Genomic DNA, 14,447 nt, shown 5'->3' on the forward strand with positions numbered 1-14,447 from the left:
CCTCCGGCCTTTTTCTCTACTATACACCACGCGCCTGCGCCGCTAACTAACAATTTTTTTTAACCCTTCACGCTGCCAAGCACAATGCCTTTCACGAAGTATTTCTGAAGGAACGGATATGCGCAAAGAATCGGCAGCGAGGCAAGGAAAATTTGCGACGATCTCAGCGTTCGGTCCGATATTTGGGCCAGGTTCATAATATCCTCGCGCGACACAGCCGTGAAGTTCTGTTGAATGACGATGGTCTGAATATAGCTCTGCAGCGGGTAGTTTGAAGGGTCACCCATCAAGATCAGCCCGTCAAACCAGCTGTTCCAATTCTCGACCATCGAGAAGAGCGCAAGCGTCGCGATCGCCGGCATGGAGATCGGCACATAGATCCGCCACAGCGTCATCCACTGGCCTGCACCGTCAATGATAGCAGCTTCCTCCAGTTCCTTTGGCACTTCACGGAAAAAGTTGAGCAGCAGGACGATACTGAATACCGGAACCGCGCCGGGAAGGACGAGCGCCCAGATTGTGTCCAATAGCCCCAATTCCTTGATCGTGATATACCAGGGGATCAAACCGCCGTTAAACAGCATCGTCAGGAAAAAAATCCAAGCATAGACGATGCGGAACCGGAACTGCTTCGATTCCTTGGAGAGCGGATACGCTACCAGAATCGTAAGGAGCAAATTCAGCGGCGTTCCGAGCGCAATCCGCTTCAGCGACGTGAGCATCGACAGCCAGAAACCATCTCGGCCAGCCGTGAACTCGTATGAGGCTAGCGTGAAGTCGACCGGCCATAGCTTGACATAACCTGCGGCCGCAGCGGTGCTCGAGCTGAAGGACACGGCGACAATATGAATAAGAGGCAAAATGCACACCAGCGCGACGATGATCAGAAACGTTGTATTAACGGCAGCAAACCAATCGATCGGCTTGCGGGAGGACGGGGCTGCTGCCGCCGGTTTATTGGACATGGTGTACCCTCCTAGAAGATTCTGTATCTGGCAAATCGATACGCGAAGAAATAAGAACCCGCGATGAGCACGAAGGAGACAATGGACTTGAAGAAACCGACAGCTGTAGCGACGCCGTATTGCGCATCGAGCAGACCGATTCGGTAGACGAACGTGTCCAAAATATCGCCGCTCTCATAAACTTGCGGACTATAAAGATTAAATACTTGGTCGAAGCCGGCGTTGAGCAGCTGGCCAAGGCTGAGCACGGAAAGCAGCACAATCACCATGCGCATGCCGGGCAGCGTAATATGCCATGCCTTCTTCCAGCGATTCGCGCCGTCGATCGTCGCCGCCTCGTACAAGCCTGGGTCTATACCCGTAATAGCGGCTAGATAGACAATCGTTCCGTACCCGAAGTTTTTCCAAATATCCGAACCGACCAATGTAGCGGGGAACCAGTTGTTGTCGCCTAGGAAGAAGACGGGCTCCAAGCCAAGTGAAGTCAAGAGACCGTTGACGATGCCGCCCGATGGCGACAGCAAATCAATGAGTATGCCGCCTAATACAACCCATGACAGGAAGTAAGGCAAATAAATGGCCGTCTGGATGGAGCGCTTGACCATTTCGTTTTTCAGCTCGTTTAGCAGAATCGCGAATATAATCGGCACGATAAGCCCGAGCACCAGTTTCATGCTGGCAATGGAAAGCGTATTCCAAAATACCTGCGAGAAGCTGGGCAAATCCATTACATAATTGAAATTGTCCCAGCCGACCCATTTTTGATCGCCGAACAACCCCTTTGCCGGGATGAACTTCTGGAAGGCGATCACGATGCCCGCCATAGGCACATAAGAGAATATTGCGATGAACAACAAGCCAGGTAAAATCATGAAGTGCAGCGGGAGCTCCCTTCGCCACTTTCCGCCCATTGGTCAATCCCCTTTCAGTCTCTGTGTGGAAAGAAACAGGGGAAATAGGTGCCGTTGGCGCCCTCTCCCCTGCTCCTGCTGCTACTTCGTTGATGCGTACCACTCATTCACTTCTTGCGTCATCTGATCGCCGCCAAGCTTCTTCCAATCCTCCACGAACTTGTCGAAGGAATCGATCGGGTCGCCGAGAATAATCTTGACGAACGTCTCGTCCTGCAGCTTCTCGAGCGTCGATTTCCGCTCGACCATTGTCGGCGTAGGAGCCGCAACGAACTTGTCGATCAGGAACTGATTGTTCTTATCGTACTGGTCGGTAATACCCATGGAGCCTTCCGGTCCGTAGATGCGCTCCCAGCCCCATACCGCGAAGCCTTCTTCAGAGCCGGAATTGTACAGATCGATCTTTTCTTGAATCGTCTTGGCTTCGCCCTTCAGCGCCTGGAAGTCGCCCGCTTTGCGCGCCGCGTCGATCTCGCGGTAAGCCGTCACGTTCTTCTTCGGCGGTGCCGGCTGTACCGGCGACAGCTGCCACACGCTTTCCGCTTCCTTCGGCGCATAGTAGACGTCGAACTCGGCTGTCTCTCCCCAGTTTTTCTCCAAATGCAGATTGAACAGCTTGATCACCGCTTCCGGATGCTCCGCGCCTTTTCGTACGACAAAAAACTTCGTTGTACTGAATTTCTGCGGAACCTTAGGCAGTTCACCGCTTTCCGATACGATAGGGAATGCCTGCCACTGAGCGTCTGGTTCATTATTTTTGTTCAGCTGGAGCGGCCAAATGGAATTCCACTGTTCGCCGTATTCCATGCCGATCTTGCCTGCCGTAATATCTTCTGCTACCTTCCCGCCATCCTTAATGCCGAATTCCTTGTCAATTTGGCCGTTTTTGAACATGTCCTGGAGCGCTTGAAGCGCTTGCTTGACTTCCGGCTGAATGCTGCCGAACACGAGCTTGCCCGATGCGTCTTCAACCCATAAATTCGGATAGGCCTTGTAGCCCGCCATAAAGCCCTCCAGTCCGTTGGCTCCGCCCCACAGATCCTTCGTTACGCCAAGACCAAATGTATCCGGCTTGCCGTCGCCGTCCGGATCGTCTTCGGTAAACGCTTTCGAAATCGCGAGCACGTCCGCCATCGTCTTCGGCGGCTGCAAGCCAAGCTTGTTAAGCCAATCCGTTCGTATCCAGACAAACATGGAGCGTTCGATTGACGGCTCGACTTGCGGAATCGCCATCAGCTTTCCGTCGAACGTCGCGGCGTCAAATGGACCCGTCCCTTCTTGAGACAAAATGTCCTTTGTAAGCGGTGACGCATATTTCTCGTACAGCTCCGTCATATCCTCGATCAAGTCGGACTCTGTCAGCTGCTTCAGCTGGACAGCATTCACTGACAGAAAGTCTGGCAGTTCGCCCGATGCGAGGGTGACATTCATCTTCTGAACGTATTGGTCCGAGTCCGGATTGCCTTTCACGACCCACTCGTTCCGAATTTTGATCCCGAGCTGCTCCTCGTATACCCGAGTCCATCTGTTGTCTTCGAACGTTTCGCCCTCCAAAACGCCGAGCACGTTATTTTCGACGACATCGCTCAAATTCCGGACTGTCGTGACTTCAATCGGCGGATCATATTTGCCGAGAGGGTCTTCCGAAGCGCCGCTGTCTGCATTTGCCCCATCGTTGCCTTCGGTTGCTTCTTGCTTCACTGGAACGTTAGTATTGCCGTTTCCTTTATTGCCGCCTTCATTGTTGTTGCTGCAAGCGGCCAGCACCATACCCGCCGCGATAAGCAGCACCATGATCATTGCGAATGACTTCTTGCCTGAGCCTCTCATACCTTCGCCCCCTTCTATCAGAATCGAGACAATGCCGCATGCGATGTCTGTGCTTTCATTATAAAAATCAGGGGCTTCCTGCAACAATGTCCATCTCTTTACTTTTTTTAACTAAAAGCCACCATTTTGTAAGCGTTTTTATAAAATGAATTTATCGCCTGACTAACCGATCGAATCTTAACGCAACGGTCGCTTCTCCTAAAGAAAATAGAAGACGTGGCTGAGCCGATCTTTAACCGCGACCGGAAATTCAATACCACGTCTTGCCATTATCGCCATCATATTTACACGAACGTAAAAAAAGCGACTTCCTGCTTTATCCGGACAGCCGAACGTAAGACCCGGAACGGACTCAAGTACCATTAATCCTTCTTGAAGTATTCAATCGCTAAAATAATTGAGCCAAGAACAATCAGAAGAAGACCTGCTGTGAATGGAACACCCAGAAATAAACTTTGCTCAGACTCCATATCAATCGCGCCAAAAATTGCGAACCAAAGCTTAGAGCCCCTCCAAGTATTAATTTCCGGTACATATTGAGCCGCGGAAATAAGAATGGCTAAAGCAATCAAAATTCCGGAAAGAAATGCTACGCTTCCTATCAATGTCCTTTTCATAAAATGTTCCCTTCTTGTCATGGACGTGAAAATAAAGTCGCCAGACTCTCCATTAGATCAATTTCCAGGAGCCGAAGTCTCCGATAACAGTATACCTATCGATACCGCGCTGCCTGATTACGTCAACCGCCTATCTACGCCCGAGCCGCCGGGCGGTAAATAAGCGGCAGCAGAAGCAGCAGAGCACATGCCCTAGTACGCTTTGAAAGCAACGAAAATCGAACCGATCATCACGATAATGCCTCCGACCTTGCTCATAAAATAATAGAAGTCGCTCGGCTCGGGGTTCTCGTACATGAGCCGCTGAGGAGATAAACGGAACATTAAGTCCTGGAAGGCTTGGTACCGAAAGCTGCACCAGCCAAAGATCAGCAAGCCGAGGGCAAGAAACAGAAACCCCGGTATGCCTCGTTTGACATGGTAATCGGGGTAAGCCGCACTTACGAGCGCCGACGGCGGAAAAGCTTCTTCCCCTTCCTGCTTGATCCGCTCGCCGTTAGCGTACATCTGAATAGTCATAACGATATTCCCTTTGTCATCGTAGCTCAAGAGCAAGCCATTGTTATCCTCGACGCTGTAGACATGGCCGTTCGGATAGGTCACGTAAAACTTGGTCGAGTAAGGGACGCTTTTGTCCGCAATCGCATAGGACTGCCCGTCAATGATCAAAGTGCGGTGCTTCTCGTCGTCGGTGCGTACTTGGACGGGACCAGCCGTGCTGCTATGATAGGTGACAAGACGGTCTTGCTCGCTGGCGAATTTGTACGTATCCTCGTACAGATAGAAGACGCGGTCCGTGAAATAGGGCTTCGACAAGACGCCCGTCAAGATGGACACGAGGAGCACGGAGACGAAGAAAATAGAACTAGGCGTTTTCATTTTTCCGAATAATGCCGCTCGGGTAGAAATAGGTGCTCATCCTTTCTGCTTTATCCCTTTTACGTCCTAATGAAAGAGGCGGTTGCATGCATTTATGCAAGGATATAACGTGCTGATGATTTACAACCAAGCTTAAGGCAACTGACCATCATGCCAGTTGCATCTTAAGCTAACGTTCTCCGTTACTTTAATACAGTTTAAAGCACACTTGCGGCGGAGATAAGATTGGTTACGTTTATATCGTTATATTCGCGGTCTCCATCGCTCACCGTCAGGTAGACGCCGACCGCTTCGTTATAGAAACTACTTGTGTCCTCTTGGCTCTTGGCGATTTTCAGCTTATAACCCGTGCCTGCTTTGGTGGTAAACGCCCACATGGCGCCTGTTGTGTTTCCTATGTCCACCCAAGCTGATGTTCGCTCAAAGGTATACTCACCTTGATTCCTATAAATTTCCCCCATGGCATAGAAGGATTGATTTTGCTTCACCAATACTACAGAATCACCTGTGGTCAGCATGAGTTCAAGATACGTCTCATCCACTCGTGGTAGCTGCTCTTTGTAATGCAAAAGCGCCTCTTCCTTGGTAGCTGACCAATGCACGGATTGCGTACTTGCGGTCTTTTGGCATCCTGCTAAGACGAGCAGGATGCTTAGTAATAGAAGAGGGAAGCAATTACGAATAAAAATCACTCCTTTACATTCCTATAGTACCACCTATTGCAACTTAACTGCCCTTTAGCTTAACGAAAATGGAGCAGCTGCCAGTACGCAAACTGCCCCATGATGCATTGAATCAAAGTTCTCCGTTAGCATTTTGTTTGATGCGAATAACAGGGATCAATACGAATAGAACTCCAACTAAGAAAAAGGATATTCCATAGGTATGTAAGTGAAAATCTGTCGCTGGAATGAAGAGGTTATCAAACAATCTACGTATTCCCATACTACCGTCGGGACTTCTGGCGGTGAATGTATAAATGGAATACCCATCATAAATAAGAAACAACCCTAACATTACGGATAGAAGCTTAAATGCCAGTTTCAATGTCATCCCCCTTTTTCTAACACATACCACTCAATCCATATAGTGTAAACGTTTTGAATGGGATGTTTGTTGCAGTAAACTGCCAGTTAACGTAATGATGCTGCCAATCGGCTTCTGACAGTTACGAACTGCGTAACCCCCGGGTTTTAAATGAATGATTTTCGACATTCATCCTTTCTTGGTGTAGTCCTAGGATGCAGCCAGCATGACTATAGAGGTGAGTGGGATCTAGGCCATTGCAGAAGTAATTAACTTTTTTTCGAAACATATCCATAATAGCTTGATTCGTTGAACGAGTAATGCCTAAATCATCTCACCTGGTTAAACCAGTGGACAAAGTCGCTCAATTCCAGCGCACATTGCTCCATTTTCCTGTCCAACTTGGTGTAGACGATCCATCATTTAAATAAGAAGAAGGCGAAGCGCACAAAGCCGCCGTCTCAATAATGGCACACGGAAAAGCTTCAAGCTGCCGCCTATGAATTCAATTGAGGTCTCCGCTAGCTTGAATTATAATGAATGAAATGTACCGCCCTTCGGGGAGACGCTTAAGGGAGGCCCGCGATGAACGAGACCGCATTTGACGAACCTTTATTTGCAAGCTTAAAGCCGGGCTTATTGTCGTTCTGTTACCGGATGCTGGGCTCTATGGACGATGCGGACGATGCCGTTCAGGAGACGAGTATTCGGGTCTGGCAGAGCGGGAGCACGTTCAGACAGGAATCTTCGTTCAAAACGTGGGTCTATCGGATCGCATCAAATATTTGCTTGGACAAGCTGAGACAATCCAAGCGCCGCGCGCTTCCCGTTGACTTATTCGATCCGGCCGCAGCCATCGTCGAGCCGCGCAATACGCGGCCGGACGCCTCGTGGATCTGGCCGTCTCCCGACTTTGGAGGCAATCCGGAGGATCGGCTCGTCCGCAAGGATACGCTTCAACTTTGCTTCATCGCTCTCTTGCAGACCTTGCCTCCGCGGCAACGTGCGGTACTCATTTTGAAGGATGTATTTGAATGGTCCTCCAAGCAAATCGCGGATACGTTGGCGATGTCGCCCGCAGCGGTGAACAGCGCCTTGCAGAGAGCGCGAGAGACGATGGGCCGGGCTCAGCTTCGATCCGATGAACTCAGCCGGATGGACACCCAGCCGGAGCCGCAGCTTCTGTCCCGATACGTGGAGGCCTTCGAACGATTCGATATTGCTGCGCTTGTCGCGCTGTTTCACGAGGAAGGCTGCATGTCGATGCCCCCTTTCGAGATGTGGGTTCGCGGCAAGAACGATTTATCCGCCTTCTATTCGCTTACGCGCTGGCATTGTGAGGGTTCGCGATTTGTGCCCGTTACGGTGAATGGCGGTTATCCGGCATTGGCCCAATATATGCCGGGCAAGGATAACGCCAGCTTGGTCCCTTGGGGCATTCACGTCATCGAAACCAAAGAAAATCAAATCCTGCACGTTCAAAACTTCATCAGCGCCGAATTATTTTCACGATTTGGGCTGCCTGAGCGACTCGACCGATGAATTTCGCGGCTAGCTTTCGTCTATATCATGAAGAATAAATCAAACGACGAAAATTACGAAAGAGGTGTCCATTTAAAATGGAAACGAATCAACCGACGAAAGTAACCGTGCAAGCCATCATTCAAGCCCCTGTCGAGAAGGTATGGCGCTATTGGACCGAGCCGGAACATATTACGAAGTGGAACCACGCGTCCGAGGACTGGCATTCGCCGAGAGCCGAAAACGATCTGCGGGTCAACGGCAAGTTCTCGACGCGGATGGAAGCGAAGGATGGCAGCATGGGTTTTGATTTTGCAGGCGTCTACGACATCGTGAACCGCCACGAGGCGATCGGCTATACCCTCGGAGACGAGAGAAGAGTAGATATTGCATTCATCGATCAAGGCAGCGTGACGATGGTCATCGAAACGTTTGACGCGGACAACAGCCACCCCGTCGAGCTCCAGCAAGCAGGCTGGCAAGCGATTATGGACAACTTCAAAGCCTATACCGAACACTCTTGATCCGTTGGTAGAGGAATGATAAAGACGCCGGGCCATTGTGCCCAGCGTCTTTTTTAAAGCGGCATTTTACCGTTATTACGCCTCGTTGGACTGTACTTCCGAGGGATTGTTGTTTATGTAGTTGATAGCCCACAAATGGCCATCTAAATCTACGAAACCCCAATGATACATGAACCCATAATCCTCAGGATCTTCGTGTATTTTCCCGCCAAGGGAGACCGCTGTATTTACGATTTCATCGACCTTTTCCCTGCTCTCGAAGGCCAACGCGATCGTCAACTGCGCATACTTGTCCGTATCGACCGTTTCCTTCTGTGTGAGGGTATTAAAGAATGGTTGGGAGATCAGCATGACCTGCAGGTTGTCGCCGACCACGATGGCTGCCGACTTGTCCTTTTGGGAGAACTGCGGATCGAACGCAAAGCCGAGTCCGGTGAAGAAATCCTTCGATTGTTCTACGTTTTTTACTGGCAGGTTGAAGCTCGTGAATAAGGACTTTAATGCCATTTTCATACACTCCTTCGTTAAATGAATATCGTTGTCATGGATGCCCTCGTTTAATTAGACGACAGCTGAATCGCAAATTCATCGGTCTAGCTGCGTGGGAAGCGTGAGTTTAAATAATAATTTGGTATGAACAGCGTATCAAAGGATTCTCTAACTATTTGTCTAGGTAAAGGAAGGGTAATTACTCGTGCTCCCGCTGTGGAGAGTTTTTTAGTTTATATTAATTAAAATTCTCTTTAACAAAGTCAATGAGTAGAGACTTCAACTTATCACCCTGCTCCCCCTTATGGTACATATCTGTTCCGTGATATCCGCTCTCATCCACGATCAGCTCTTTATCAGTTGCTCCAGACGCTTGATATAATTTACGCACTTCTTTTTCAATCGAGCCTCCATAATCACCAGGTGAAAAAACAAACAGGGACGGCGCCTTAATCTCTTTCACACTTGGAATTGCATCAAGAGATCCGCATTGTGCAGGGGAGGAAAGAATAATCAACCCCTCAATAGGCAACTCTTGACTAACGCCTGCAATGATAGCTGTTGAACCGCCGCATGATGCTCCTGCCAAAAACACTTTTTGTGCACCCAATCGTTTAAGCTCACCTAATGCTGCTTCTGCATCACGGTCTATTGATTGATTATCCTCTTCGGTCTGTGAGGCACCGTGATTACGATATTCAGGAATAATGACTAAATATCCGCTATCTGCCAACTCCGTTCCCATGTCGAGAAAAGAGCAAATGTTATAGCCTTGTTCGTGTGCAAGCAGAACACCTTTATTTCCGCTGCCAAGCACAAGTGCCGACAGGTACACTCCATCACTTGTTGTCAATGTAGTTGCTTTATCGCGCAGCTCATCTGGAACACAACTATTCACAAGATGCCCTTTAGAAGACTTCACTGTTCGATCCGGCCAGGATGGGGTATATTCAACCGGGGGATTTGACGGTGTGTTCGTTACTTCGGGAAGTGGTGTTTCAGTTACAATCTCGGTTACGGGGTCCGTACTCTGAAGCGGATTGGATTGATTTTCACTTGAAGATACAGGCATTTTTGTGGTGCATCCTGTAATTGTGACTAACAAAATAAGCACTACAAATACCATTCTTGGTTCTTTTAAAGATATGTTCATAAACTTTCTATACCTCCAGCTTTTGCAGCGTTTACAACAGTGTTTATTGTTGTCTATAGAAAATAAGCGATAGCAAGCCGAAAAAGTGATAGCCAAGGAAGAGTTAGTAACTTCTTACAAGCTGATAAATCTCCCTAGCTGACTTCTCTGATAATGAGTAAGTTGTATGTGTATCCTTGATGTTCTCAATCGTTCCAGAGTTTTCTGCTATCCAAAGAAAATATGTTTCCGTTCCCAATTCAACTTTATAATGTGGATCTGCCATATCCGCAATACCTGAGTTTTTTACTGCAAGCTTAAAAGCTGAGACAATTACGGAAATATCCGTTGTGTCCGTAATCTCTTTTAATGAATCATTTTTCGTCTCTTGAAAACTTTCCATTTCATAAATATTAATTTTATCAATTTGCCTGTTTGTACAACCTATTAGTGATGAGATAAGGAGGATAGCGGTGCAATGTGCAATAAATTTTCTCATAATAAACACCTCACATCCTTAGACGCTCAACAAGAAAATATTGTTTCAAATGTTACTTTACGAAAACTGCCCTTTCGATCAATGAAAAAGAAGCAGCTGCCGCTCGGGCAAACTGCTTTTTGATGGGTCCAACTTACGTTCCATGTTTAGTTGGATGCGAATTGCGCAGACAAATCAAAATTCATCGGAGCTGACGCAAGGTAAGATCCTTCCCTAGCGGGCCTGTTCAACGAACCGTCGTCGGCTTCCCTTTTCTTGCGGTAACAATCGGCTGATAATATCCCGAATCTGCCGGCATGTGCCAATCAATGTTGTCAAAACCAGCAGCGCTTAATATTTGACTGAATTCGTCTCTGAGCAGAGCTCTGTAAGTTGTTCGTTGAACACTTGTATTCCATTTGCCCTCAGATTCAATCAAGATAAAATGATTTACCGTGTAAGTTTTGTAATCATTCGACCAATCCCACACCTGAAAAACGACACGTTTGCCATCATCGAACACGCGGGGGATGGTAGCACGCTCCTTTTGCTGAACATGATGGTCATAGTCTCTAATGGTAACGATCAGTAAACCGCCTTCAGATAGCTTCGCATGCATATTACGGCAAGCCGCTGCCAGATCTTCATCGGTTAGCAGATGAGGAATAGCATTGTCAGCTGATAGTACTATTGAAAACTCTCCTTCAACGTCTTCCTGCAAAGTACGAAAATCTGCTACGCCAAAATGGATCGCAACTCCCGCCTTTTCCGCTTCTTTTACGCCACGGGCAACTGATTGCGGGCTAATATCGGTTGCAGTTACATTATAACCAAGGCGAGCCAATCCAATGGCTTGAGTTCCGATCCCGCACGAAGCGTCCAGAAGTGTTTTTGATTTGTTGTCGAATTGGACACGAGGGGAACAAATAAACTGATCCAGAATTTGACCTTGTTGCAATACAGTTTGATACCAATCGTCGAAAATAAGATGATACTCTTCCGAGAGTTCATCATAAAAACTTATGGTTGAATCTTTCATTTCAAGTCCCCTTATAAATATAGTTTGTGTCACTGGTCTTGCAGTGAACAAGATTATTACCTTATTAAAACTGCTTTCCTCAATGACTTCTTATGGATTCCTCAACCTCGGCTAGTTTAGCAGGTAGGTACTCCGAACCGCCGCATCCACAAGAATGATAAATAAATAAACTGGCGATTGGTTCGAGGATAGCTCATTCGTAAACCTTGATCATCATCCATAGACACACATGGAGGCAGCCAACAAAATCGATTGGCTGCCTTTGCTAAAGATTTGTGAGCACAATGGGTATCAAAGAGTTATTCTTCCTTGCAGTTCTCGTATTTCATATTCCGCCGGTTATTCATGTAATTCTCGCCCCACTCGCCTAATTGATCTAGAATCGGCTTCAAAGAAAGTCCTAATTCGCTCATTTCATAGACAACTTTCGGTGGTATCTGATTATAGACAGTTCGTTTAATGATGCCGTCCGCTTCCAACTCCCGAAGATGCTGAGTTAACATTTTTTGTGTAATATTCGGAATTTCTTTTCTAAACTCACTCGTTCTCATTGGCCCGCAGTTCAAATAACATAAAATCAATAGCTTCCATTTCCCCCCTAGAACCTCTAATGTTGCTTCGGCAGGGATATTATAGACACGAATAGTATCGTTTTCCATGCGATTGCCAGCCTTTCTTTTGATATTTTCTAATTGTTACTTTTCAGTGCCTATAGCACCACTTCGTTACTGAGGAACAAAAAAGTGCGTTATTCCTTGTTTTCACCTGATATTGCATAATTCTAGTATAAAGCGATTGAAAGGTGATGAATGATGAAAGTATTAACTGTAGTATCCCACCCAAGATTGAATTCCCTAACCTTTTCCGTTGCGGCTAGGTTCACTCAAGGTCTAGCAGATGCCGGCCACGAAACAGAAATCCTGGATTTGCATCGCATCGGATTTAACCCTGTGCTTTGGGAAGCGGATGAGCCGGATTGGTCAACAGACCAAAAAATATACTCTCCCGAAGTTCAGAGGGAAATGGAACGAATGCAACATTTCGACGGTCTGGCTTATATCTTTCCCGTATGGTGGTATAGTTTGCCTGCTATGCTGAAGGGATATATCGATCGGGTGTGGAACAACGGATTTGCGTATGGTTCTAGGAAACTTCACCATAAACAAGTGCTCTGGTTAGGGCTCGCTGCCGATTCGAAAGAACACATGGCCAAGAGACAATATGAACAGATGATGAACCAGCAGCTGAACGTTGCTATCGCCAGTTATTGCGGAATCTCCAATAGCAAGGTTGAGCTGCTATATAACACATTGGACTCGACTCCGGAAACTCACGATAAAATACTGTCGCAAGCCTACCAGCTCGGATTATATTATGAAAACAAATGAGAAATATCGAATTTGAATCGCATGCCTCCAAAACGTATTAGCAGCTTCCATATGCTAAATATTGTACCTGTTCGCTTAATAAAAACAAGGAGCAGCTGCTCCTTGTTCGTTATCGCTAAGGATTAACTTTGGTGATTCGTTTTGCCAACCACCTTACATTCGGGAGTGAAAATTCAGTTCGCTCTTTCACGATATCGGACTTACCCTGCATTCCGAAGTGAAGACAAACGATTTGAAGTCGATGGGGCTAATGCTGCCCGTGATTTTCTTAAAAGCCGCGACACGCTTTCTTCAAAGGCTTTAATGATCCTTATAATGAAAAATAATTTCAGACGCAGCCTCATTCGAAACTGCGAAATGAAGCAGACGAGTTCCCTCCTCAGTCAGAGCATCCCGTTCTATTTTGGAAAGTATCCGAAATGGTTCGATATGCAGAACGGAACGGCCACGCTGGCTCAGCAGCTTCCAGGTTCCGGTGACGAAGCCGTCAACGAGAATGGTCGCGCGAATGATTCCGTTCACGGTGAACACACGTTTGCGGTATGTCTCATCCATCATTCGGCTACGGTCTGCATAGGACAGCAGCATATTATCGAACTCGCCGAGGAAGCGCGGTACAGATGGCGTATCGGCATCCGGCCGAGGAGCATCCGGCAAATCGAACAACTCCTCGCCTTTTTCGTTTCGAAATGTGATCAGATGTGGACGAAGTGCTCTTATCTCTTCAAGAATACGTGTAAGCCCTGACCAAACCTGTATATCCTTGACTGTGGCCGGTCCGAACGCAGACAAATAACGCCGAATGAGCCATTCCGGTTCGGGAGGCGAGGACATCGGTTGACCAAGCCATGCCTCAACAGACGTATACACAGCCTGCCCGCTTTCCCCCCACATGCCCCGAGGCGGTATTTGCACTAACGGTACCTTATTCCGAACCACTGCTCCTGCAGCCTCCGGATCGAGCCCTGGCCAATATTCGCTTAGTCGCTTGCCTAATTCATTTAATGTCATGGGCTCTTTTTCGACCCACTCCCTCCCGGCAGCAGCAAGCGTTTCTTGATCGATTCCAATAAGCTGCTTGCCAAATGCTCCCTTCAGGCTGCGGTCCATGACAGGCTGCAGCAAAGGGCGCAGACGCAAAGCGTCACGAGCGGAGACCAGGTGCAATGTGGACCGCATCAAAGGCATACGGACAGCCTCACGATCCCGCAAAAGCCCGGAAAGCTCTTCTTGACAAAAATCTTTTATCCGAGACCACAAGCCGAAGTACGGAGCGTTCGACGACTGTGCCTGCATCCCCATCAGCTTTTCGATGGTCTCCAAGACAGGGAGTTTCTCACGAGTTAGCAGCATTTGCCTTGCTAGCAACGCGCGATTCAATTCACGGTTACTGAGGGTTTTACCGGTCTCTTTATCGACCGCCGTTTCCCGGACTTGCGTTCTTTTCACTTCTTTCATGACTACAGCTCCCATCTTTATACCTTATTGCCGTCTAGATTTTTGCGGGATCTCCAGATATCGCTATACATTTTTTCAACTTTGAAATAAGCCGATCGTTATAATGACACTACCAATTATAAAACGAGCACCCTGACATCATGATGTCAGAGTGCTCAAAGGGGGAAAATTCTTTTTCTATCGAGAAAGG

The 14,447-nt window shown here is 47.7% G+C and carries 15 protein-coding genes; 3 read left to right on the forward strand and 12 right to left on the reverse strand.

Annotated elements, in window-relative coordinates:
- Positions 1–59: 59 nt before the first annotated feature.
- The 6 genes from D3P08_RS03325 to D3P08_RS03350 form a co-directional block, all read right to left on the reverse strand.
- Positions 60–965, reverse strand: coding sequence for a carbohydrate ABC transporter permease (locus D3P08_RS03325; RefSeq protein WP_119598035.1), 906 nt, complete (start codon positions 963–965; stop codon positions 60–62).
- Positions 966–976: 11 nt separating this feature from the next.
- On the reverse strand, positions 977–1,876 hold the full coding sequence (locus D3P08_RS03330; RefSeq protein ID WP_119598036.1) for an ABC transporter permease: 900 nt from the start codon (positions 1,874–1,876) through the stop codon (positions 977–979).
- A gap of 81 nt (positions 1,877–1,957) precedes the next feature.
- On the reverse strand, positions 1,958–3,706 hold the full coding sequence (locus tag D3P08_RS03335) for an extracellular solute-binding protein (RefSeq protein ID WP_240647279.1): 1,749 nt from the start codon (positions 3,704–3,706) through the stop codon (positions 1,958–1,960).
- Positions 3,707–4,068: 362 nt separating this feature from the next.
- On the reverse strand, positions 4,069–4,323 hold the full coding sequence (locus D3P08_RS03340) for a hypothetical protein (protein WP_119598037.1): 255 nt from the start codon (positions 4,321–4,323) through the stop codon (positions 4,069–4,071).
- 192 nt (positions 4,324–4,515) lie between these two features.
- Positions 4,516–5,202 (reverse strand): DUF6199 family natural product biosynthesis protein, encoded by a 687-nt coding sequence (locus D3P08_RS03345; RefSeq protein ID WP_119598038.1) that lies wholly within the window; start codon positions 5,200–5,202, stop codon positions 4,516–4,518.
- A 197-nt stretch (positions 5,203–5,399) separates the two neighbouring features.
- Positions 5,400–5,771 carry a hypothetical protein gene (locus tag D3P08_RS03350; RefSeq protein WP_119598039.1) on the reverse strand — a complete coding sequence of 124 codons (372 nt, stop codon included), beginning with the start codon at positions 5,769–5,771 and terminating at the stop codon, positions 5,400–5,402.
- A gap of 1,042 nt (positions 5,772–6,813) precedes the next feature.
- On the opposite strand from D3P08_RS03350, the gene D3P08_RS03360 reads away from it, so the two are divergent.
- Together D3P08_RS03360 and D3P08_RS03365 are read left to right on the forward strand one after the other, a co-directional pair.
- The gene (locus tag D3P08_RS03360; protein WP_119598041.1) at positions 6,814–7,770 is read left to right on the forward strand and encodes a sigma-70 family RNA polymerase sigma factor; all 957 of its coding nucleotides are present in this window, start codon (positions 6,814–6,816) and stop codon (positions 7,768–7,770) included.
- Between the two features lie 77 nt (positions 7,771–7,847).
- Positions 7,848–8,273 carry an SRPBCC family protein gene (locus D3P08_RS03365; RefSeq protein WP_119598042.1) on the forward strand — a complete coding sequence of 142 codons (426 nt, stop codon included), beginning with the start codon at positions 7,848–7,850 and terminating at the stop codon, positions 8,271–8,273.
- 75 nt (positions 8,274–8,348) lie between these two features.
- On the opposite strand, the gene D3P08_RS03370 is transcribed toward D3P08_RS03365, so the two are convergent.
- The 5 genes from D3P08_RS03370 to D3P08_RS03390 form a co-directional block, all read right to left on the reverse strand.
- Positions 8,349–8,780 (reverse strand): VOC family protein, encoded by a 432-nt coding sequence (locus D3P08_RS03370; RefSeq protein ID WP_119598043.1) that lies wholly within the window; start codon positions 8,778–8,780, stop codon positions 8,349–8,351.
- A 220-nt stretch (positions 8,781–9,000) separates the two neighbouring features.
- Entirely contained in the window at positions 9,001–9,915 is a 915-nt protein-coding gene (locus D3P08_RS03375; RefSeq protein WP_119598044.1) for an alpha/beta hydrolase, read from the reverse strand.
- 103 nt (positions 9,916–10,018) lie between these two features.
- Positions 10,019–10,393, reverse strand: coding sequence for a YhfM domain-containing protein (locus D3P08_RS03380; RefSeq protein WP_119598045.1), 375 nt, complete (start codon positions 10,391–10,393; stop codon positions 10,019–10,021).
- 226 nt (positions 10,394–10,619) lie between these two features.
- Positions 10,620–11,411 carry a class I SAM-dependent methyltransferase gene (locus D3P08_RS03385; protein WP_119598046.1) on the reverse strand — a complete coding sequence of 264 codons (792 nt, stop codon included), beginning with the start codon at positions 11,409–11,411 and terminating at the stop codon, positions 10,620–10,622.
- Positions 11,412–11,710: 299 nt separating this feature from the next.
- The gene (locus D3P08_RS03390) at positions 11,711–12,070 is read right to left on the reverse strand and encodes a winged helix-turn-helix transcriptional regulator (protein WP_119598047.1); all 360 of its coding nucleotides are present in this window, start codon (positions 12,068–12,070) and stop codon (positions 11,711–11,713) included.
- Between the two features lie 153 nt (positions 12,071–12,223).
- Here D3P08_RS03390 and D3P08_RS03395 point away from each other — a divergent pair, with 153 nt between their 5' ends.
- Complete coding sequence (locus tag D3P08_RS03395; protein ID WP_119598561.1) at positions 12,224–12,799, forward strand: NAD(P)H oxidoreductase; 576 nt, start codon at positions 12,224–12,226, stop codon at positions 12,797–12,799.
- A 300-nt stretch (positions 12,800–13,099) separates the two neighbouring features.
- Here the strand turns inward: D3P08_RS03395 and D3P08_RS03405 are convergent, their stop codons facing one another.
- Positions 13,100–14,257 (reverse strand): winged helix DNA-binding domain-containing protein, encoded by a 1,158-nt coding sequence (locus D3P08_RS03405; RefSeq protein ID WP_119598048.1) that lies wholly within the window; start codon positions 14,255–14,257, stop codon positions 13,100–13,102.
- Positions 14,258–14,447 lie beyond the last annotated feature (190 nt).

It is taken from the genome of Paenibacillus nanensis, assembly GCF_003583765.1.
In the GTDB taxonomy this organism is placed as follows: Bacteria; Bacillota; Bacilli; order Paenibacillales; family Paenibacillaceae; genus Pristimantibacillus; species Pristimantibacillus nanensis.

Coding starts and splice junctions, on each gene's coding strand:
- D3P08_RS03365 (WP_119598042.1), top strand. CDS start 7,848: ATGGAAACGAATCAACCGACGAAAGTAACCGTGCAAGCCATCATTCAA.
- D3P08_RS03370 (WP_119598043.1), bottom strand. CDS start 8,780: ATGGCATTAAAGTCCTTATTCACGAGCTTCAACCTGCCAGTAAAAAAC.
- D3P08_RS03375 (WP_119598044.1), bottom strand. CDS start 9,915: ATGAACATATCTTTAAAAGAACCAAGAATGGTATTTGTAGTGCTTATT.
- D3P08_RS03380 (WP_119598045.1), bottom strand. CDS start 10,393: ATGAGAAAATTTATTGCACATTGCACCGCTATCCTCCTTATCTCATCA.
- D3P08_RS03340 (WP_119598037.1), bottom strand. CDS start 4,323: ATGAAAAGGACATTGATAGGAAGCGTAGCATTTCTTTCCGGAATTTTG.
- D3P08_RS03335 (WP_240647279.1), bottom strand. CDS start 3,706: ATGAGAGGCTCAGGCAAGAAGTCATTCGCAATGATCATGGTGCTGCTT.
- D3P08_RS03345 (WP_119598038.1), bottom strand. CDS start 5,202: ATGAAAACGCCTAGTTCTATTTTCTTCGTCTCCGTGCTCCTCGTGTCC.
- D3P08_RS03395 (WP_119598561.1), top strand. CDS start 12,224: ATGAAAGTATTAACTGTAGTATCCCACCCAAGATTGAATTCCCTAACC.
- D3P08_RS03325 (WP_119598035.1), bottom strand. CDS start 965: ATGTCCAATAAACCGGCGGCAGCAGCCCCGTCCTCCCGCAAGCCGATC.
- D3P08_RS03330 (WP_119598036.1), bottom strand. CDS start 1,876: ATGGGCGGAAAGTGGCGAAGGGAGCTCCCGCTGCACTTCATGATTTTA.
- D3P08_RS03405 (WP_119598048.1), bottom strand. CDS start 14,257: ATGAAAGAAGTGAAAAGAACGCAAGTCCGGGAAACGGCGGTCGATAAA.
- D3P08_RS03390 (WP_119598047.1), bottom strand. CDS start 12,070: ATGGAAAACGATACTATTCGTGTCTATAATATCCCTGCCGAAGCAACA.
- D3P08_RS03360 (WP_119598041.1), top strand. CDS start 6,814: ATGAACGAGACCGCATTTGACGAACCTTTATTTGCAAGCTTAAAGCCG.
- D3P08_RS03385 (WP_119598046.1), bottom strand. CDS start 11,411: ATGAAAGATTCAACCATAAGTTTTTATGATGAACTCTCGGAAGAGTAT.